The following is a 20,846-nucleotide window of genomic DNA, read 5'->3' as shown; positions in this document are numbered from 1 at the left end:
GTTGTGCAGAAATCTGGGTGGGTGGGCGGGGGACCCGCCGCGGGGGGGGTGTTCCTTCCGGCGCCCCGCGCCGAGCTTGCGGGGCTGTATGAGTACGCGGGGCGCCGGAGGAGCCGTGGGCGGTCAGTCGGCTTCCCTACGGGCATTCAAGGACGAACGCCCGCTTGCGGGAAGGGACTTGAACCGCTTACTTGAGGCCGAGCTTGTCGCAGGCCGCCTTGTAGTTGGCGGTGCAGATGTCGGCGACGGTGTAGACGCCGTCCTTGATCACGGTGTCCTTGATGTTGTCCTTGGTCAGCGCGGTGACCGGGACGAGGACCGAGGGGACGTCCTTCTGGGAGTTGCTGGAGACCTTGTCCTTGGCGACGGAGTCCAGCGCCTTGCCCTGGGCGAGGTACACGGCCATCGTGGCAGCGGCGTCGGCCTCGGGGGCGTACGGCTTGTAGACGCTCATGTACTGGGTACCGGCGACGATGCGCTGCACACCGGCGAGCTCGGCGTCCTGGCCGGTGACCGGGACCTTGATGCCCGCGGCGGTGAGGGCGGTGATGATACCGCCGGCCATGCCGTCGTTGGCGGAGTAGACACCCGCGATGTTGTTCTTGCCGACCGCGGAGATCGCCGCCTCCATCTCGGAGTTGGCGTTGTCCGGCGACCACTCCTTGGTGTCGTACTCCTTGGCGATGGTCACCTTGCCGTTGAGGACCTTGTGGGCGCCCGCCTTGAACTGGGCGGCGTTCGGGTCGGTGACCGAGCCGTTGACCATGACGATCTTGGAGGACTTGGTGGCCTTGCTGCCCAGCGCCGTCAGCAGGGCCTGGCCCTGGGTCTCGCCGACCTTCTCGTTGTCGAAGGAGGTGTAACCGCTGATCGGGCCCTCGGCCAGGCGGTCGTAGGCGACGACCTTGATGCCGGCGTCCACGGCCTTCTGCACGGAGTTCTGGATGGCCTTGGCGTCCACCGCGTCCACGATCAGCACGTCCACCTTGTTGGTGATCATGGTGTCGACCTGCTGGGCCTGCAGGTTCGCGTCCTGGTGGGCGTTGTTGTACGAGACGGTCGCCTTGCCGTTCGTCAGCTCGCTGATCTTCTTCTCGATGAGCGGCTTGTCGAACTTCTCGTAACGCGCGGTCTTGTTCTCCGGAAGCAGGAGACCGACCTTGATGTTGTCGCCCTTCTTCGGCGACGAGGAGGAAGAGTTGTTGCCCTTCGACTCCTTGGCACTGCCACAGGCGGCCAGCGAGACCGCCATCGCACCAGCAGCAACAGCAACGGCGGCACGACGCATACGTGCGTTCACTTTGAAACCTCCCTGACGAGGCCGCGTCGTTGCGGCCGAGGTGGCTGGAAGTCAACTCGGCCACACGTGCGACGTCAAGAAGTAAATCCTTAACGAGATGGCAACGGTGCCATCCGTTCTCTAAGTGAAGGCAGGGGCCGCCATAGGCAGCGAACCGTCCAAAAGTGTCGAATCGCCCATCTCGCTGAGAGCGAGCGCGAGCGCTCCGAGCACCTCGGCGCGACCGCCAAGTGCCCCCGGGAGAACGGACAGTTGGCGCGCCGCACTGGGGATGGCATAGCGGCCGACGGACTCCCTGATCGGCCCGAGCACCAGCTCACCGGCCTCGGCGAGATCACCGCCGAGGACCACCCGGCTCGGGTTGAGGAGATTGCAGAGATTGGCCACTCCACTGCCGATGTGGCGGCCGACGTCGGCGATCACCCGACGGCAGCCCGGGTCTCCGTCCCTGGCCAGCCGTACGACGCCTTCCATGGTCAGGTCGGGGCCGTGACTGGGCTGGAGCAGCGGGAGCACATAGCGTGCGGCCGCGAACGTCTCCAGGCAGCCGCGGTTCCCGCAGCGGCAGACCGGGCCGGATTCGTCGAGTGTAATATGTCCGATTTCCCCTGCTGTGCCGCCCGGGCCGCGGTAGATCTTCCCCTCGATGACCAGACCGGCGCCGACACCGCTCGCCACCTTGATGTACGCAAGATCGCGGACACCCTTGCCGGCTCCCCAGACCAGTTCGCCGAGGGCGCCGAGGTTGGCGTCGTTGTCCACGTGCACGGGCACACCGAGCCGCTCGCGCAGCTCCTCGGCGGGCTTGGCGCCGGACCAGCCCGGCAGGATCGCGGTGGACCCCAGGGTTCCCGACTCCACGTCGATCGGGCCCGGCACGCCGAGCCCCACGCCGGCCACCTTCGACGGATTCACTCCCGTCGCCGCGATCAGGCGGCTGACCAGCTCCTCCGCCCGGTCGAAGCCCTGCGCGGCGGAGGCGTCGACGTCCAGCGGCTCGGCCTCCTCGGCCAGCACCTGATGGGCGAGGTTCCCGATCGCGACGCGCAGATGGGTGTGCCCGAAGTCGACGCCGATCACAATCCCGGCGTCCCCGCTCAGACTGACGCTGCGGGCCCGCCGCCCGCCCGCCGACGTGGGCGTGACCTCGACGGTTCCGCCGTCCTTCAGCTCCCGCACGATGTTGGAGACGGTCGCGGCGGACAGACCGGTCGTCCGCGCGATCTCCGCCTGCGTGAGGGACCCGGCCAAGCGTACGGCCCGTACGACCCGCTCCAGGTTGGCTCGGTGCAGCGACGACTGCGACCCTGGAGTCTCCACGACGACCTCCTGAGCGCGGGGCCGCTTCGGCGAGGCCCCGCGTATGTCCAACTAGTGAACTCTAAGCTGAGCCGTTCGGGGTGTCTTACGTCAAGAGGTTGAACCGTCGGGTATCCCTCGCTGTGCCCCTCTTCACCTGTCGTCCCGAGCCCTGCCCGCCCGGGCGTCGGGCGGGCGGACGGGACACGTCACGGAGAGAACAGACAGGCCCCAAAAAAGCCGCCGCATTCTTCCCTGGCCAATTTTCGCGGGCGAGCCTGAGAATTCCCTTCACGGCATTGACAATTCGCCTGGAGAATCCCCACACGCCGAATCGTGCAGGGGCCGACCGAGGGAGCTCCATGTTTTGCCGTCCGCTGACCGCCGAGCAGGACAGATGTTGTTCCCGAACGGGGTTTCCGGACCCGGAATCTTCCAAGACGCAGGGCCTGCGCTCCGAGATACCCGTGCTGCACCGGACACCGGCCGCGCCGCAGGACAGGGCGCCCTCCGTGATCCGGCGCAGGAACGCCCTGCGGGACGTGAGGACGTCCCCGGAGCCCGTGCACGTCGAACTCGTCGGGGAATCCGGCGGTGCATCACACCAGCTCCTCGGAATGGTCGGCCATTTCGCCTCCGACGGTCATTCCACACGAATTCTGCACGCCGACCTGGAAGCGCTGCTGCGGGGCCGGGAACCGGCTCCCCCGCCTCTTTCCGGAAACTGCGGCGGGAGCGGCGCGGGAAATCCGGCAGGCTCCGCCACCCCGACGGGCACACCTGCCGGCTGGTGACCCGTCACGCGCCGGCCGGGCGGCTGCTGACGGATCCGCGGCTGAGTGCCGGGTCGGAGCTGAAGCGGGCACGGGTCGCCCGGCCCCGAGCGGCCCCTACCACGGGGGGGCCGGCGCTGACCCGGCCGTCTGTGCCGAGCGGTGCCCGATCTTCGTCGCCGGTTCCTCCCCGCCGGGCTGGACGTGGCGTGGGACGGCGCCGGCTGCACCGGACAGCTGGGCATCCGGATCGGCATGGTGGCCGGTGCGGAACGGGTGGACGCCTGGCACCGGGCAGCCAGGGCCCGTTTCCTGCAGACCTGGCGGGGCCGGCAGGAGACGGTGCCGCAGACGAGGTCGCAGAACACCTGGTCACGGGAGCCGGCGGCGCGCGGTGGCGGAGGACGGGGAGCCGGCCGACCCGTACTGGCTCGGCGCCTTCCGCAGCGGCCGCGCCGGCGCCCCGTTCGGGCGAGGCCGACGGAGTACACCCGGGCCGGGTGGGCCATGTCCCGCTGAACGGCGGCTACGAGGACGACCAGCCGGACATCGACCGGGCGATCCGGGCGGCCGCTACTTCAGCGCTCCTGCTGTGAGTCCCTGCACCACCTGGCGCTGGAAGACGATGTACGCCCCGAGCACCGGCAGCATGGCCATCACCAGGCCGGCGAAGAGGCCGGACCAGTCGCCCTTGTAGCCCTGGCTGACCGCCAGCTGGACCAGGCCCTGGGTGAGGACCCGTTTGTCGGGGTCGGTGTTGAGGACCGTGGGCAGCATGTACTGGTTCCACTGGCCCAGGAAGTTGAAGATGCCCACGCTGATCAGGCCCGGCTTGGCCATGGGCAGCATGATCTGGAAGAACGTCCGCGAGTGTGAGGCGCCGTCCACGAAGGCCGCCTCCGCCACCGAGGTGGGCAGGGTGCGGAAGAAGGCTGTGAGGAAGAAGACCGTGAACGGCAGCGAGTACGCGATGTAGACCAGGATCAGGCCGTGGATCGTGTTCAGCAGCCCCATGTTGTTCACGACGTAGAACAGCGGCACCAGCGCGAGCATGATCGGGAAGCTCATGCCGCCGATGAACAGGTAGTAGATGAAGCGGTTGCCCGGGAAGTCGAAGCGGGCGAGGACATAGGCCGCCATGGAGCCGAGCGCCAGGGTGCCGATGAGCGAGCCCCCGACCACCAGGACGGTGTTGAGGAAGTAGTCGCTCATGTTGGCCTGGGTCCAGGCCCGCGACCAGTTGTCGAAGTGCAGGTGGGTCGGCAGGGACCAGGGCGAGTCGAAGATGGACCTGTCGTCCTTGAAGGACGTCATCACCGCCCACAGCAGCGGCATGACCACCATGATCGCCCAGATGATCAGCACGCCGTGGGAGAAGACGTTGAGGACGCCGCCCTCCTTCTTCTGCCGGGCGGGCTTCGGGGCCGGTACGTCGACCTTGGAGACGGTGGCGCCGGACTCGGCCGGCAGCGGGGCGGGGGTCTCGGTCGTCTTCATGGCTTCAGAACTCCAGCCGCTCGCGACGGCCCAGTCGCATCACGATCGCCGCGAACGCGAGCGTGACGACGAGCAGGGCGACGCCGATGGTGGTGGCGTAGGCGGCCTGACCGTCCCGGAACGCCTTCTGGTACACGTACAGGACCATCACCGTGGTCGAGTAGTCGGGCCCGCCCGGTCCGGTCGTCATGATCTGAACGACCGCGAACGACTCGGCGCCGAGCGCGAGGATGCCCATGTAGACCCAGCCGGACTGCACGGTGTCCCACAGCAGCGGCAGGGTGATGCGGAAGAAGGTGGTGAAGCGGCTCGCGCCGTCCAGCAGGGCCGCCTCGTACAGCTCGGCCGGGATCGAGGCCATGCCCGCCGAGAACAGGACCACGAAGAAGCCGACCGTGGACCACACCAGGACCGCCATCACGCACCACAGGGCGAGGCTCGGGTCGCCCAGCCACAGCGGCTGGACGTGGTCGAGGCCGATCCCGCGCAGGATCGAGTTGATCGCGCCGCTGTCCGGGTTGTACGCGAAGGCGAACAGCAGCGACACGATCGCGATGGACAGCACCTGCGGGAAGAAATAGACGATTTTGTAGAAGGACGAGCCCCGGACACCCGAGATCACGGGGCCGCCCCTTCTCCGCCGTCCGCCCACATTGATCATGAAGGCGAAGAACAGCGCCAGACTGATCGTCACCAGCGGGAGCACCAGGGCGAACAGCAGACTGTGCTGCAACGACTTCCAGAAGATGTCGTCATCGAGCATCCTCTTGTAGTTGTCGAAGCCGACCATCTTGAAATCGGGGCTCAGGCCGGTCCAGTCCGTGAACGAGTAATAGATGGACTGGATGAACGGCCACACCACGAAGAGCGCGTACAGTCCCAGGGGCAGAACCAGAAACCCCACGATGAACCGGTACTTGCCGTGCTGCATCGCCACTCCGGTGCGTTGAAAAGGTGCTGGTTACTGGTGCTTGTAGTGCTTGATGGACGTGTCCTTCGCCGCCTCGTCGGCGAATCCCTGGATCTTCTTGACGGCCTCGGCCGGGGTGAGCCGGCCGGCCATCATCTCGCCGAGGCCGGCGACACCGATCTTCTCCTTCTGCAGCTGCACATACCAGTCCTGCAGCCGGGGATTCACCACGTTGGATCCGGCCAGCTTGAGCGCCGCCACACCCGACGTCAGGCCGGGGGTGAGGGTGATGCCGGTGGTGCCGCCGTTGTACGCGGTCAGGGACTTCACCTTGGCGGTGAAGTTCTTCGAGGACGCCTCGGAGAGCATGATGCGCAGCTGCTCCATACCGCCCTCGGCGTTCGCGGCCTTGGCCGGGACGATGAACGGCTCACCGCCGGAGGCCCAGATGGTGCCGAACGGCATCTTGTCGGAGCTGTCGATGCCGGAGGGCGCGGAGACGGCCAGGTTGAAGTCCTTCGGAATGACGTTGGCCGACTCGTTCTCCACCCAGGAACCGTTCGGAATGAACAGCGCCTTGCCCTGGGCCCAGGCGGTCTGCGACTGGATGTGGTCCAGGCCCGGGGTGCCCTGGAGAATGTAGCCCTTCTTGTACAGCTCGTAGTACGCCTCGAAACAGGCCTTGACGGCCGGGTGCTTCCAGGCGTTGGGCTCCAGGTTGTCGATCGCGTTCAGGACGTCGACGCCGCCGACCTTGCCGATCATCGGGTAGAGCGAGAAGGGGAGGTAGTACGGGTACTTGCCCGCGTACGTCCAGCCCGCCATGCCCTTCTTCTTGGCCTTCTCGCAGACCTTGAGCATCTCGTCCCAGGTCTCGGGATACTTTTCACCGAGGGAGTCCAGGGCCTTCTGCGAGTACCAGACGCCGTACACCGTGTAGGCGTAGTAGAGGATCCACACCGGCTTGCCGTCGAACTGGCCCATCTCCACGATGCCGGGGCGCAGCGTGTCGCGGACCTTCTTGCTCGGGTCGTCGTACGACGGCGCGTCCAGCAGCGGGGTGAGGTCGGCGAGCTGGTTCTTGCCGACGAGCACGCCCATGTCCATCTGCTCGGCGCCGGAGTTGTCGATGAGGTCCGGCGGGTTGCCCTGGTTGAAGCGGGGCTGCAGGGTGGACTGGATCTTCTGGGTGGCGGAGAACTTCACCTGCGCCTTGGGGAAGTCCTTCTCGTAGATCTTCACCGCGTCCTGGGCGTACTCCTTGCCGAAGCCGCCGTCGAAGAGGACGAATTCCATCTTGGCGGTCTCGTTGACGCCGAGCGGGTTCTTGGCGGTCTTCTTCCCCGCCTTGTCCTTCTTCTGCCCGCCCCCGCCGCTGCTGGCACAGGCGGACAGCAGGCTCATTCCGGGGACCGCGACCAAACCCAGCGCGGCCGAACGCTTGATCAGATTGCGGCGGCCGACACCTTCGGAACCGCTGTTCTCGGCGGAAGTGAATTCCATCAGATTCCTCTCAAGGGAACGACCGGCCGCAGCCGGTGGGGGAACCGCATCGACAGCCGCGCCACGGCGCGGTGCGGGGCGTGGCAGGCGACAGTCACAAAACACATGCGAGCAGACACGAACCACCTGTTCGGTGCCGGTGCGGCCGAAGGCGGGAGGCTTCGCCCGCCCTCCGCTGGTGTGCCCGGCCCCGGGCGGACTGCGGTGTGCTGCTCGAAGTACCGTCGCACCGTTCCCGACGGCCGGGGCTTCGCCCCACCGCCCGGCAGGCCCAGGCACTGACGGAAATGCTGCGGAACCACTGCTCGCTCCACAACGGCGCCTTGCGGGAGCGGCGGGATGCTTATCGGCATGCGTCCAGTACGACCATCGGCACGGCATTCCAGGCGTTCTTCCGCGGGCGCACCCGGAAGCGGTCCGGGAAACACCGGGCAGCCGCCCGGAAAGTCGCCAGGCGCGCTCCGAAACCCAGGCCCGGCCAGCTCGACGACGGCGCGTTCCTTCCGGACGGGGCCGCCGCCCGGGCCGGACCCAACCGCGGTATTCCGGAGGCGAGTTGGGAGCACTTCCCGAGGATCCTGACGAACAAGGCCGAGCGCGCCGTTCGTCTCGTGAACCCGGTGGACGCCCGCAACAGGGCCCGGCCGGCCCGCTGCGACGCCGATCGGCCGGCGGCGCAGGAAGCCCGCGCGTTGACGCGTGGGTGGAGTCGCGCTCAAGGTCCTCGCCTTCCAGGACTCAGGCGGTGAACCGGATCCTCCCCGGCACCGCTGTCGGGTCTGGCTGGGTGGTGCAGGAAGTGCTCGTTCGCGTCTTGCCCCCCGGTGTGTCTCGCACCGGGCGCCGACAGGTATAGTCCACTTCCCGCCAGCGGAGCAAGATCGAATGCAAGGTTCGCCATGGGTCTTTTCCGAGTTGAGACCTCGCGGAAATATGAGCCGCCGGTCGGTAGCCTGTGCGAAAAACTCGTGTCATTAGCCCCTGAATGCCACACCCAACACCCTTGACATCAACGGCCACTTGACCACCTACTGGTTCCTGCGCACCGAAGTTGACAACGTTGTCCAGAGCGGTGTCAGGAGGGGAATCCGTAGATGCAGCGGAGAACTCGGCACAGATGGGGCCCGGCGGTCGTCCTCACGGCCGCCTTTGTCATGGCCGTCGGCGCCCAGGGCGCGGCGGTCGCCCTGCCCGCCAAGACTCCGGCCGCCGACCGGGAGTTCGCATCCTCGTTCGAGACGGGTGATCCGGCTCCGGACTGGCTCAATACCGTCGACACCACGCCGGACGGCACCAAGCGCGCATCGGGTGTCGACGGCGGTTACAGCACCGGCATACCGGGCAATGTGAACGACCATGTCACCGAGGTCCGGGCGAGCGGCGAGAACACGGGCGCGGGCGAGGTCAAGGAGAACCTGGTCGACGGCGATCCCGGCACCAAGTGGCTGACCTTCGACCCCACCGGCTGGGCCGAGTTCGACCTCGACAAGCCCGTCAAGCTGGCGACGTACGCGCTCACCTCGGCCAACGACTACGCCGAGCGCGACCCGAGGGACTGGACGCTGCTCGGCTCCACCGACGGCAAGGACTGGAAGACGGTCGACACGCGCTCCGGCGAGACCTTCTCCGAGCGGTTCCAGACCAAGTCCTACGACCTGGCCGAGCCGGCCGAGTACCAGCACTTCCGGCTGGAGGTCACGAGGAACAACGGCGCCTCCGGCATACTCCAGCTCGCCGATGTGCAGTTCTCCACCGGCGCCGGGGGCGGCCCGGTGCCGCAGGACATGCTGACGCTGGTCGACAAGGGCCCGACCGCCTCGCCGACGGCCAAGGCCCGGGTGGGGTTCACCGGGAAGCGGGCGCTGCGCTACGCCGGGCGGCACACGGCGGGCGGGCGGGCGTACTCGTACAACAAGGTCTTCGACGTCAACGTGAAGGTCGGCGGCGACACCCAGCTGTCGTACCGGATCTTTCCGCAGATGGCCGACGGCGACCGGGACTACGACGCCACGAACGTCTCGCTCGACCTGGCCTTCACCGACGGCACGTATCTGAGTGATCTGGGCGCGCAGGACCAGCACGGGTTCCCGCTGTCGCCGCGCGGGCAGGGCGACTCGAAGTCGCTGTACGTCAACCAGTGGAACAACGTGGTCGCGCGGATCGGTGCGGTGGCGGCCGGCAAGACGGTCGACCGGATCCTGGTGGCGTACGACTCCCCCGCGGGTCCGGCGAAGTTCCGGGGCTGGATCGACGACGTGGCGATCAAGCCCGTACCGCCCGAGGTGCCGAAGGCGCATCTGTCGGACTACGCGCTGACCACGCGCGGCACCAACTCCAGCGGCAGCTTCTCGCGCGGCAACAACTTCCCGGCGACCGCGCTTCCGCACGGTTTCAACTTCTGGACGCCGGTGACCAACGCCTCGTCGCTGAGCTGGCTGTACGAGTACGCACATGCGAACAACGACGACAACCTGCCCACGATCCAGGCGTTCAGCGCGAGTCATGAACCGAGCCCGTGGATGGGTGACCGGCAGACCTTCCAGGTGATGCCGTCGGCCGCGTCCGGCGCCCCGGACACCGGCCGCGAGGCGCGCGCGCTGCCGTTCCGGCACGAGAACGAGACCGCGCGGCCGTATTACTACGGCGTGCGTTTCGAAAACGGTCTCAAGGCCGAGATGACGCCCACCGACCACGCGGCGATGCTGCGCTTCACCTATCCCGGCGACGACGCGAGCGTGCTGTTCGACAACGTGACCGAGCAGGCGGGCCTGACGCTCGACAAGGAGCACGGGATCGTCACCGGTTACTCGGACGTGAAGTCGGGCCTGTCCACCGGGGCCACCCGGCTGTTCGTGTACGGCGAGTTCGACCGGCCGGTGACGGACGGCGGATCGAGCGGGGTGAAGGGTTACCTGCGTTTCGACGCGGGCGCGGACCGCACCGTCACGCTGCGCCTGGCGACCTCGCTGATCAGCATCGACCAGGCGAAGGACAACCTGGGCCAGGAGATCCCGGACGGCACCTCCTTCGACACGGTCAAGGAGCGGGCGCAGCGCACCTGGGACAGCCTGCTCGGCAAGGTCGAGGTGGAGGGCGCCACCCCGGACCAGCTGACCACGCTGTACTCCAGCATGTACCGGCTGTACCTGTACCCGAACTCGGGCTTCGAGAAGGTCGGCGACACCTACCAGTACGCCTCCCCCTTCTCCCCCATGCCGAGCCAGGACACCCCGACCCATACCGGCGCCAAGATCGTCGACGGCAAGGTGTACGTCAACAACGGTTTCTGGGACACCTACCGGACCACGTGGCCGGCGTACTCCTTCCTGACGCCCTCTCAGGCGGGTGAGATGGTCGACGGGTTCGTGCAGCAGTACAAGGACGGCGGCTGGACCTCGCGCTGGTCCTCCCCGGGCTACGCCGACCTGATGACCGGCACCTCGGCGGACGTGGCGTTCGCGGACGCGTATGTGAAGGGCGTGAAGTTCGACGCGCAGGCGGCCTACGACGCGGCCTTGAAGAACGCGACCGTCGTGCCGCCGATGTCCGGTGTGGGCCGCAAGGGCATGAGCACCTCGCCGTTCCTCGGCTACACCAGCACCGACACCGCCGAGGGCCTGTCCTGGGCGATGGAGGGATACGTCAACGACTACGGCATCGCGAGGATGGGCGAGGCCCTGTACCGGAAGACGGGCGAGCGGCACTACAAGGAGGAGTCCGCGTACTTCCTCAACCGTGCCCGGGACTATGTGAACCTGTTCGACCCCAAGGCGGCGGGCGGCTTCTTCCAGGGCCGTGACGCCAAGGGCGACTGGCGGGCCGACTCCTCGACGTACGACCCGCGCGTCTGGGGGTACGACTACACCGAGACCAACGGCTGGGGGTACGCCTTCAGCGTTCCGCAGGACAGCCGGGGCCTGGCCAACCTCTACGGCGGCCGGCAGGGTCTCGCCGAGAAGCTGGACGCGTTCTTCTCCACCCCGGAAACCGCCTCCCCGGACCACGTCGGCTCCTACGGCGGTGTCATACACGAGATGACCGAGGCACGGGACGTCCGGATGGGCATGCTCGGGCAGTCCAACCAGCCCGCGCACCACATCCCGTACATGTACGACGCGGCCGGCGAGCCCTGGAAGACGCAGGCGACGGTCCGGGAGATCCTCTCCCGGCTCTACCTCGGCAGCGAGATCGGGCAGGGCTACCACGGTGACGAGGACAACGGCGAGCAGTCGGGCTGGTACCTCTTCTCCGCGCTCGGCTTCTATCCGCTGGTGATGGGCAGCGGCGAGTACGCCATCGGCTCCCCGCTGTTCAAGAAGGTCACCGTGCACCTGGAGAACGGCCGCGACCTGGTGATCAAGGCGCCCGGTAACAGCGCCAGGAACGTCTACGTCCAGGGCGTGACGTTCAACGGCCGCCCCTGGACGTCGACCTCGCTGCCCCACTCGCTGCTGTCCAAGGGCGGGGTGCTGCAGTTCTCCATGGGCGCCAGGCCCTCGGCATGGGGCACGGGCAGGAACGCCGCCCCCGTCTCGATCACCCAGGACGACAAGGTGCCGGCACCCCGCACGGACGTCCTGAAGGGTGACGGCGCGCTCTTCGACGACACCTCGGCGACGGACGCCACGGTCACCTCGGTGGATCTGCCGGTGGACGGGGCGGTGAAGCCCGTCCAGTACACGCTGACCTCCTCGACGGACCACACCAGGGCGCCGACCGGCTGGACCCTCCAGGGCTCCTCGGACGGCACCACCTGGCAGACCCTGGACCACCGCTCCGGCGAGTCGTTCGCCTGGGACCGCCAGACCCGGGCGTTCACGATCACCACGCCGGGCACGTACACGAAGTACCGGCTGGTCCTGGACGGCGAGTCGACGCTGGCGGAGGTGGAGCTGCTGGCCTGACAGGGATACGGGGGGGAGGGGGCGGGCCCGTCCGGGTCCCGCCCCCTTGTCGTGCGGTTGTCATGCGGTTGTCATGCGGCCGGTCAGCCGGTGGCCGCAGTCCTTGTTCCGAACGGGACCGTCGCGCACCACCCGTCGCACCAGCCGCAGGGATGTCAACGGGCCCCACCGGTAGCACAGAAGGCTGCGTACGCGCGATGGGCGCACGCCTGGATCACCCGGTCGGGCTAACCCAAGTGTGTTGACATCGTTGTCGGTTACGGCGGTAGAGTCATGTACAGACCATCAGACAACGTTGTCGGCCATGTGGCCTATCTCACAAACCAGCACCACCCGGGCGGGTTTCCGACACCCCCCTCACCCGCCCGGCTCGCGGACCCGGTGCATAGGAATACCGGGTCCGCCCCGAGCAATTCGCGGCGCGGAGGCAGGAATTCACCGGCGACATCCGGCCCCGCCTCCACGCTCGCGACCAGGGACGATTCACGTCGACCGGGACGGAACACGCGTCCGGCTCGCGGACAGGGCATAGCCACCCAGTGAAGGCCGGTGCTACAAAGGCCGCATGTCGGACATGACTGACCGATTCAGGCGTCTGTCCTGGCGATCTGTGATCGGCAAGAGCCCTCGGAGCGTCGCCGGGCAGGTCTTCCTCCTGCAGGTGGCGCTGGTCGCGGTACTCGTCCTCTGCGGCGTCCTCGCCCTGGTCCTGCAGTCGGAGCGGGACACCGGCACCGAGGCCAGGCGCCGGTCCATAGCCGTCGCCCAGACCTTCGCGCACTCCCCCGGCATCGTGCAGGCCCTGGGGACGCCGCACCCGTCCAAGATCCTCCAGCCGCTCACCGAAGCGGGCCGCAAGTCGGCCGGCGTGGACTTCATCGTGGTCATGGACACCCACGGCATCCGCTACACCCACCCGATCCCGAGCAAGATCGGGCACCGGTTCGTGGGCACGATCGGACCGTCGCTGGCCGGCAAGGTCTACACGGAGAGCGTCCACGGCCCGCTGGGTCACGAGGAACAGGCGACCGTTCCGATCAGGGACACCCATGGCAAGGTCGTCGCCCTCGTCTCGGCCGGGATGAAGGTCAAGAACATCACCAGCCAGGTGGACCGGCAGCTGCCGATCATCGTGGCCGCCGGGGCCATGACCCTCGTGGTGTCGACCGCGGGCACGGCGCTGGTGGGCAGGCGGCTGCGACGGCAGACCCACAGCCTGGCCCCGGACGAGATGACCCGCATGTACGAGCACCACGACACGGTGCTGCACTCGGTGCGCGAAGGCGTGCTCATCGTCGCCGCCGACGGGCGGCTGCTGCTGGTCAACGACGAGGCCCGGCGGCTGCTGGAGCTGCCGGCCGAGGCCGAGGGACAGCTGGTGTCCCAGCTGCCGGGCCTGGACCCGGACATCGTGGACCTGCTCCTCTCCGGGCGCGAGGCCAGCGACGAGGTGCTGTTCGCCGGCGAACGGCTGCTGGCGGTCAACCAGCGGGCCACGGACCGGGCCGGCTGCCCCGGAGGCAGGGTGGTGACCCTCCGGGACTCCACTGAGCTCCAGGCCCTGTCCGGGCGGGCGGAGGTCGCCAGGGAGCGGCTCACGCTGCTGTACGACGCCGGTCTGGGCATAGGGACCACCCTGGACGTGGAGCGCACGGCGGAGGAGCTGGCGCAGGTCGCCGTGCCGCGCTTCGCCGACTTCGTCACCGTGGACCTGGCCGACGCCGTGCTGCACGGCGAGGAGCCGGCCTCCACCGCGACGGACATGCGGCGCATCGCCATCCACGGCGTCCGGGACGACCATCCGCTCTACGAGAAGGACCGGCTGATCCACTTCGTGCCGTCCACGCCCCAGGCGCGGGGGTACGGCTCCGGCCGTTCGGAACTGGTGGCCGACCTGACCGCCGTGCAGGACTGGCACGCGCAGGATCCGCGGCGCGCCCGGGAGATCCTCGACTACGGCATCCAGTCGCTCATCGTCGCCCCGATCCGGGCCCGCGGTGAGGTGCTGGGCATGGCGACCTTCTGGCGTGCCAAGCGGGAGCTCTTCGAGGAGGAGGACCTGTCGCTGGCCGAGGAGCTGGTGGCCCGCGCCGCGGTCAGCATCGACAACGCCCGCCGGTACGCCCGTGAGCACGCGCTGGCGGTCACCCTGCAGCGCAGTCTGCTGCCGCGGGCGCTGCCCGAGCAGAGCGCCCTCGACGTCGGTTACCGCTATCTTCCCGCGCAGTCGGGGGTGAGCGGGGACTGGTTCGACGTGATCCCGCTGCCGGGGAGCCGGGTGGCGCTGGTCGTCGGTGACGTGGTCGGCCACGGCCTGCACGCGGCCGCCACCATGGGACGGCTGCGCACCGCGGTGCACAACTTCGCCACCCTCGACCTGCCGCCCGACGAGCTGCTGGGCCATCTGGACGACCTGGTCGGCCGCATCGACCAGGACGAGGCCTGTGCGGAGGCGGCCGGGGAGATCACCGGCGCGACCTGTCTGTACGCCATCTACGACCCGGTGACCCGCCGCTGCACCATGGCGCGGGCGGGGCATCTGGCACCGGCCCTGGTCGGCCCCGACGGCAGCGTCACCTTCGCCGACCTGCCGGCCGGGCCCCCGCTCGGCATCGGGGGCATGCCGTTCCAGACGGCGGAGCTCGAGCTGGCCGAGGGCACCGAGCTCGTGCTGTACACCGACGGTCTCATTGAGGACCGCGCCCGCGACCTGGACGTGGGCATGGAGCTGCTGGCGCAGGCCCTGGCGGGCAATCCCGGCCGGGCACCGGACGAGAGCTGCCAGGCGGTGCTGGACGAGCTGCTGCCCGGTCGGCCCACGGACGACGTCGCGCTGCTCGTCGCGCGCACCCGGGCGCTGACGCCCGAGCAGGTCGCCGAGTGGGACGTGCCCACCGATCCGGCGGCCGTGTCGGACATGCGCCTGGCGGTGTCCGGGAAACTGGACGAGTGGGGCCTTGCCGAGCTGGTCTTCGCCACGGAACTCGTGCTCAGCGAGCTGATCACCAACGCCATCCGCTACGGCGGCGCGCCGATCCGGGTACGGCTGATCCGTGACCGCACGCTGATCTGCGAGGTGTCCGACGGCAGCAACACCTCGCCGCACCTGCGGTACGCCGGGACCACCGACGAGGGTGGCCGCGGGCTGTTCCTGGTGTCGCAGATGACCGAGCGCTGGGGCGTGCGGTACAGCCCGCAGGGCAAGGTGATCTGGGCGGAGCAGGCACTGCCGTAGGGCACTGGCGGGGCAGCTCACAGGGGGCTGTGCGGCGGCCCGGACCGGTGCGCCGAGGAGGCTTCCGCGTTCCTGGACGTCGGCTCGGCGGCCGGAAGTTCGATGCGGAACTCGGTGCGACCCGGCGCGCTGTGGACGTCGATACGGCCCTGGTGCGCGCCGGTGATCGCCGCCGCCACCGCGAGGCCGGCCCCGAGCCGCCCTCGCCGAGGCCCGTGCGGGTGCGGGAGGGGTCGGCGCGGGGGAAGGGGTCGAAGACCGCGGGGAGCAGGTCGGCAGGGATGCCCGCGCCGTCGTCGCGGACGCGGACGGTGTGGTGGCCGGCGGTGGTCTCGACGGCGACGGTGACGGTCGTACCGGGCGGGGTGTGTACGCAGGCGTTGACGAGCAGCGCGGTCACCGCCTGCTTCAGGCGCGGGCCGTCGCCGACGACCGGGGCCGGGGAGGCGGCGGGGAGTCCGAGTGGCCAGACGTGGTCCGCTCCGGACGTACGGGGCTCCCGTACCGCTTCCGCGACCACTGCCGCGAGGTCCGCCTCAGCCGCGTGCAGGGGCCGGCCCGTGTCCAGCCGGGCGGGCAGGAGCCGGTCCTCCACGAGACCCGTCATCCGGGCCGGCTCGGCCGTGATGCGGTGCCGGGCCGTGCCGGGGGCGACGCGGTGACCCGGTCGCGGGGGACGGCGAAGGGCCGCACCCCCGGTGCCGGGGATGCGGCCCTGAACCGCTGTGCCGGTCCGCCTACTTGCGGATCAGGTTGCGGAGCACGTACTGCATGATGCCGCCGTTGCGGTAGTAGTCGGCCTCACCGGGGGTGTCGATGCGGACGACCGCGTCGAACTCGACACCGGTGTCGGTGGTGACCTTGACCGTGCGCGGCGTGGTGCCCTCGTTCAGCTCGGTCACGCCGGAGATGGAGAAGGTCTCCTCACCGGTCAGACCGAGGGACTCGGCGGTGGAGCCCTCCGGGAACTGCAGCGGCAGGACGCCCATGCCGATGAGGTTCGAGCGGTGGATGCGCTCGTAGGACTCGGCGATGACGGCCTTGACGCCGAGCAGCGCGGTGCCCTTGGCGGCCCAGTCGCGGGACGAACCGGAGCCGTACTCCTTGCCGGCCAGGACGACCAGCGGGATGCCCTGCTCGATGTAGTTGCGGGAGGCGTCGTAGATGAACGACACCGGGCCGCCGGCCTGGGTGAAGTCGCGGGTGTAGCCGCCCTCGGTGCCCGGCGCGATCTGGTTGCGCAGGCGGATGTTGGCGAACGTACCGCGGATCATGACCTCGTGGTTGCCGCGGCGGGAGCCGTAGCTGTTGAAGTCGCGGCGCTCGACGCCGTGCTCCGTGAGGTACTGGCCGGCCGGGGTGTCGGCCTTGATGGCACCGGCCGGGGAGATGTGGTCGGTGGTGACCGAGTCGCCCAGCTTGGCCAGGACACGGGCGCCGGCGATGTCCTCGACCGGTGCCGGCTCCATGCCCATGCCCTCGAAGTACGGGGGCTTGCGGACGTAGGTGGACTGCGGGTCCCACTCGAAGGTGTTGCCGGTCGGGACCGGGAGGGACTGCCACTGGGCGTCGCCCGCGAAGACGTCCTGGTACGACTTCGAGAACATGTCCTCGCCGATGGCGCTCGCGACGACGTCGTTGACCTCGGCCTCGGTCGGCCAGATGTCCTTCAGGTAGACCGGGTTGCCGTCCTGGTCGGTGCCCAGGGCGTCACGGGTGATGTCCACCTTCATGGAGCCCGCGATGGCGTACGCGACGACCAGCGGCGGGGACGCCAGGTAGTTCATCTTGACGTCGGGGTTGATCCGGCCCTCGAAGTTGCGGTTGCCGGAGAGGACCGAGGTGACCGCGAGGTCGTGGTCGTTGACGGCCTTGGAGACCTCCTCCGGCAGCGGGCCGGAGTTGCCGATGCAGGTGGTGCAGCCGTAGCCGACGAGGTTGAAGCCCAGCTTGTCCAGGTACGGGGTGAGGCCGGCCTTCTCGAAGTAGTCGGTGACGACCTTCGAACCCGGGGCGAGGGTGGACTTGACCCACGGCTTGCGGGACAGGCCCTTCTCGACCGCCTTCTTGGCGACCAGGGCGGCGCCGATCATGACGTACGGGTTGGAGGTGTTGGTGCAGGAGGTGATGGCCGCGACCGTCACCGCACCGTGGTCCAGCTCGTAGGTGGTGCCGTCGGGGGCGGTGACCGGAACCGGGTTGGACGGGAAGCCGTTCGGGTGGACGGCCGGGGCGTCGGAGGCCGGGAAGGACTCCTTGCCCGCCTCGTCGATGTCGTCCACGTAGTTGCGGACGTCCTGCTTGAACTGCTCGGCGGCGTTGGCGAGGACGATGCGGTCCTGCGGGCGCTTCGGGCCGGCGATGGACGGAACGACGGTCGACAGGTCCAGCTCGAGCTTCTCGGAGAAGTCCGGCTCGGCCTTCGGGTCCAGCCAGAGGCCCTGCTGCTTGGCGTAGGCCTCGACGAGCGCGACCTGCTGCTCGGAGCGGCCGGTCAGGCGCAGGTAGTTCAGGGTCTCGTCGTCGATCGGGAAGATCGCGGCGGTGGAGCCGAACTCCGGCGACATGTTGCCGATGGTGGCGCGGTTGGCGAGGGAGGTGGCGGCGACACCCTCGCCGTAGAACTCGACGAACTTGCCGACCACACCGTGCTTGCGGAGCATCTCGGTGATGGTGAGCACGAGGTCGGTGGCGGTGGTGCCGGTGGGCAGCTCGCCGGTGAGCTTGAAGCCGACGACGCGCGGGATGAGCATGGAGACCGGCTGGCCGAGCATGGCGGCCTCGGCCTCGATGCCGCCGACGCCCCAGCCGAGGACGCCGAGGCCGTTGACCATCGTGGTGTGCGAGTCGGTGCCGACCAGGGTGTCCGGGTAGGCCTTGCCGTCGCGGACCATCACGACACGGGCCAGGTGCTCGATGTTGACCTGGTGGACGATGCCGGTGCCCGGCGGGACGACCTTGAACTCGTCGAAGGCGGTCTGGCCCCAGCGCAGGAACTGGTAGCGCTCCTTGTTGCGGCCGTACTCCAGCTCGACGTTCTGCTTGAAGGCGTCGTTGGTGCCGAACTTGTCGGCGATGACGGAGTGGTCGATGACCAGCTCGGCCGGCGCCAGCGGGTTGATCTTGGCGGGGTCGCCGCCGAGCTCCTTCACGGCCTCACGCATGGTCGCGAGGTCCACCACACAGGGCACGCCGGTGAAGTCCTGCATGATCACGCGGGCCGGCGTGAACTGGATCTCCTGGCTGGGCTGGGCCTGCGAGTCCCAGTTGCCGAGCGCGCGGATGTGGTCGGCGGTGATGTTCGCGCCGTCCTCCGTGCGGAGCAGGTTCTCCAGCAGGACCTTGAGGCTGTACGGCAGGCGGGCCGAGCCCTCCACCTTGTCCAGCCGGAAGATCTCGTACGACTCGTCGCCCACCTGCAGCGTGCTGCGGGCGTCGAAGCTGTTCGCCGACACGACAGTCTCCTTCATTGATGTGCGCGTACCACCGTCAATCCTGCCGCCACCCCGGCTGGGCCGATCCGCTAAGGTAAGGCTAAGTTAGGTAACCCTTAGTGGGTGGCGACTGCGGTGCGCCTGGCAGATATCTCGATGTCGAGATAACTCTAGTACATGGGGGCCGGATGGTCATGCCCGGACACCCCGCCGGGCCGGTCGCACGGGACGGATCGGCGACGTCACGCCTGGATTCACCCCGTACGGGGAGGGTAGGGGAGATAACGGGCACTCACCACGAACCGGATGGAATGCGGGGTCCCCGCAGGCCGGTGACACGCCGTCACCCGAATGGCCCCCCTGACGGGCACCATCTCATATCTGAGATAACCTCAACCTCATGGCAGACGACTACCTCGTACGCATCGGCAAGCTCATCCGTGACGCCCGGCAACACCGGGGCTGGACACAGACGCAGCTCGCGGAGGCGCTCGGCACCAGTCAGAGCGCGGTCAACCGCATCGAGCGCGGGAACCAGAACATCAGCCTTGAGATGATTGCCCGGATCGGCGAAGCGCTGGACAGCGAGATCGTGTCGCTGGGTTACGCGGGCCCGATGCATCTGCGCGTGGTCGGCGGTCGCCGTCTGTCCGGTGCCATCGACGTGAAGACCAGCAAGAACGCCTGCGTGGCGCTGCTGTGCGCCTCGCTGCTCAACAAGGGCCGCACGGTGCTGCGCCGGGTGGCCCGTATCGAGGAGGTGTACCGCCTGCTGGAGGTGCTCAACTCCATCGGCGTGCGCACCCGCTGGATCAACGACGGCGTCGACCTGGAACTGGTGCCGCCGACCGAGCTGGAGATGGCGGCGATCGACGCGGAGGCCGCCGTACGCACCCGCTCGATCATCATGTTCTTCGGCCCGCTGCTGCACCGCATGGACCACTTCAAGCTGCCGTACGCCGGCGGCTGCGACCTCGGCACGCGGACCATCGAGCCGCACATGATCGCGCTGCGCCGGTTCGGCCTGGACATCGCGGCCACCGAGGGCCAGTACCACGCGCAGGTCGACCGCACGGTCCGCCTCGACCGGCCGATCGTGCTGACCGAGCGCGGCGACACCGTGACCGAGAACGCGCTGCTGGCCGCCGCCCGGCACGACGGCGTGACGGTCATCCGCAACGCCTCCTCCAACTACATGGTCCAGGACCTGTGTTTCTTCCTGGAGGCGCTGGGCGTCAAGGTCGAGGGCGTCGGCACCACCACGCTGACCGTGCACGGCGTGCCGAACATCGACGTCGACGTGGACTACTCCCCCTCCGAGGACCCGGTCGAGGCGATGAGCCTGCTGGCCGCCGCGGTGGTGACGGAGTCCGAACTGACCGTGCGCCGCGTCCCCATCGAGTTCCTGGAGATCGAGCTGGCGGTCCTGGAGGAGATGGGCCTCGACCACGACCGGTCGCCCGAGTACTTCGCGGACAACGGCCGCACCCGCCTGGTCGACCTGACGGTCCGCCCCTCCAAGCTCGAAGCCCCGATCGACAAGATCCACCCCATGCCCTTCCCGGGCCTGAACATCGACAACGTCCCGTTCTTCGCGGCGATCGCGGCCGTCGCGCAGGGCAAGACGCTCATCCACGACTGGGTCTACGACAACCGCGCGATCTACCTCACCGACCTCAACCGCCTCGGCGGCCGCCTCCAGCTCCTCGACCCGCACCGGGTCCTGGTCGAGGGCCCGACCCGCTGGCGCGCCGCCGAGATGATGTGCCCGCCGGCCCTGCGCCCCGCCGTGGTCGTCCTGCTGGCGATGATGGCGGCCGAGGGCACGTCCGTACTGCGGAACGTGTATGTCATCAACCGGGGTTACGAGGATCTCGCCGAGCGGCTGAACTCCGTCGGGGCGCAGATCGAGATCTTCCGGGACATCTGACGGGCCTGCGCACTACCGCCGCCACACCCCTCCCGGGCCCGCACGAACGCGGGCCCGGGAG

General features: G+C 68.7%; 9 protein-coding genes and 1 pseudogene. 3 read left to right on the top strand and 7 right to left on the bottom strand.

All coding sequences use genetic code 11. The features are described 5' to 3' along the window. Positions 1-187 precede the first annotated feature (187 nt). The 5 genes from ABT288_RS27850 to ngcE form a co-directional block, all read right to left on the bottom strand. Positions 188-1,288 carry a sugar ABC transporter substrate-binding protein gene (locus ABT288_RS27850; protein WP_351613192.1) on the bottom strand — a complete coding sequence of 367 codons (1,101 nt, stop codon included), beginning with the start codon at positions 1,286-1,288 and terminating at the stop codon, positions 188-190. A gap of 132 nt (positions 1,289-1,420) precedes the next feature. Then, on the bottom strand, positions 1,421-2,620 hold the full coding sequence (locus ABT288_RS27845; RefSeq protein WP_351613117.1) for an ROK family transcriptional regulator: 1,200 nt from the start codon (positions 2,618-2,620) through the stop codon (positions 1,421-1,423). Positions 2,621-3,945: 1,325 nt separating this feature from the next. Beyond that, entirely contained in the window at positions 3,946-4,869 is a 924-nt protein-coding gene (locus ABT288_RS27840) for a carbohydrate ABC transporter permease (RefSeq protein ID WP_351613114.1), read from the bottom strand. 4 nt (positions 4,870-4,873) lie between these two features. After that, positions 4,874-5,800: a carbohydrate ABC transporter permease gene (locus ABT288_RS27835; RefSeq protein ID WP_351613112.1), complete on the bottom strand. Its 927-nt coding sequence runs from the start codon at positions 5,798-5,800 to the stop codon at positions 4,874-4,876. Between the two features lie 30 nt (positions 5,801-5,830). Further along, positions 5,831-7,282 carry an N-acetylglucosamine/diacetylchitobiose ABC transporter substrate-binding protein gene (gene ngcE, locus ABT288_RS27830; RefSeq protein ID WP_351613109.1) on the bottom strand — a complete coding sequence of 484 codons (1,452 nt, stop codon included), beginning with the start codon at positions 7,280-7,282 and terminating at the stop codon, positions 5,831-5,833. A 1,094-nt stretch (positions 7,283-8,376) separates the two neighbouring features. Here ngcE and ABT288_RS27825 point away from each other — a divergent pair. Together ABT288_RS27825 and ABT288_RS27820 are read left to right on the top strand one after the other, a co-directional pair. Further along, positions 8,377-12,186, top strand: coding sequence for a GH92 family glycosyl hydrolase (locus tag ABT288_RS27825; RefSeq protein ID WP_351613106.1), 3,810 nt, complete (start codon positions 8,377-8,379; stop codon positions 12,184-12,186). A gap of 565 nt (positions 12,187-12,751) precedes the next feature. Beyond that, positions 12,752-15,421, top strand: coding sequence for a SpoIIE family protein phosphatase (locus ABT288_RS27820; RefSeq protein WP_351613105.1), 2,670 nt, complete (start codon positions 12,752-12,754; stop codon positions 15,419-15,421). 265 nt (positions 15,422-15,686) lie between these two features. Here ABT288_RS27820 and ABT288_RS27815 read toward each other — a convergent pair. After that, a pseudogene (locus ABT288_RS27815) lies at positions 15,687-16,028 on the bottom strand (ATP-binding protein); the annotation flags it as partial. Positions 16,029-16,158: 130 nt separating this feature from the next. Next, entirely contained in the window at positions 16,159-18,876 is a 2,718-nt protein-coding gene (gene acnA / locus ABT288_RS27810; RefSeq protein ID WP_351613103.1) for an aconitate hydratase AcnA, read from the bottom strand. 379 nt (positions 18,877-19,255) lie between these two features. Here acnA and ABT288_RS27805 point away from each other — a divergent pair, with 379 nt between their 5' ends. After that, on the top strand, positions 19,256-20,785 hold the full coding sequence (locus ABT288_RS27805; RefSeq protein ID WP_351613101.1) for a helix-turn-helix domain-containing protein: 1,530 nt from the start codon (positions 19,256-19,258) through the stop codon (positions 20,783-20,785). Positions 20,786-20,846 lie beyond the last annotated feature (61 nt).

It is taken from the genome of Streptomyces sp. NPDC001093 (genome assembly GCF_040298985.1).
Taxonomy (GTDB): domain Bacteria; phylum Actinomycetota; class Actinomycetes; order Streptomycetales; family Streptomycetaceae; genus Streptomyces.
The sequence above is the reverse complement of the archived record's forward strand: the minus strand, read 5'-3'. Positions and strand labels throughout refer to the sequence as shown.

Coding starts and splice junctions, on each gene's coding strand:
- ABT288_RS27850 (WP_351613192.1), bottom strand. CDS start 1,288: ATGCGTCGTGCCGCCGTTGCTGTTGCTGCTGGTGCGATGGCGGTCTCG.
- ABT288_RS27840 (WP_351613114.1), bottom strand. CDS start 4,869: ATGAAGACGACCGAGACCCCCGCCCCGCTGCCGGCCGAGTCCGGCGCC.
- ABT288_RS27835 (WP_351613112.1), bottom strand. CDS start 5,800: ATGCAGCACGGCAAGTACCGGTTCATCGTGGGGTTTCTGGTTCTGCCC.
- ngcE (WP_351613109.1), bottom strand. CDS start 7,282: ATGGAATTCACTTCCGCCGAGAACAGCGGTTCCGAAGGTGTCGGCCGC.
- ABT288_RS27825 (WP_351613106.1), top strand. CDS start 8,377: ATGCAGCGGAGAACTCGGCACAGATGGGGCCCGGCGGTCGTCCTCACG.
- ABT288_RS27820 (WP_351613105.1), top strand. CDS start 12,752: ATGTCGGACATGACTGACCGATTCAGGCGTCTGTCCTGGCGATCTGTG.
- ABT288_RS27805 (WP_351613101.1), top strand. CDS start 19,256: ATGGCAGACGACTACCTCGTACGCATCGGCAAGCTCATCCGTGACGCC.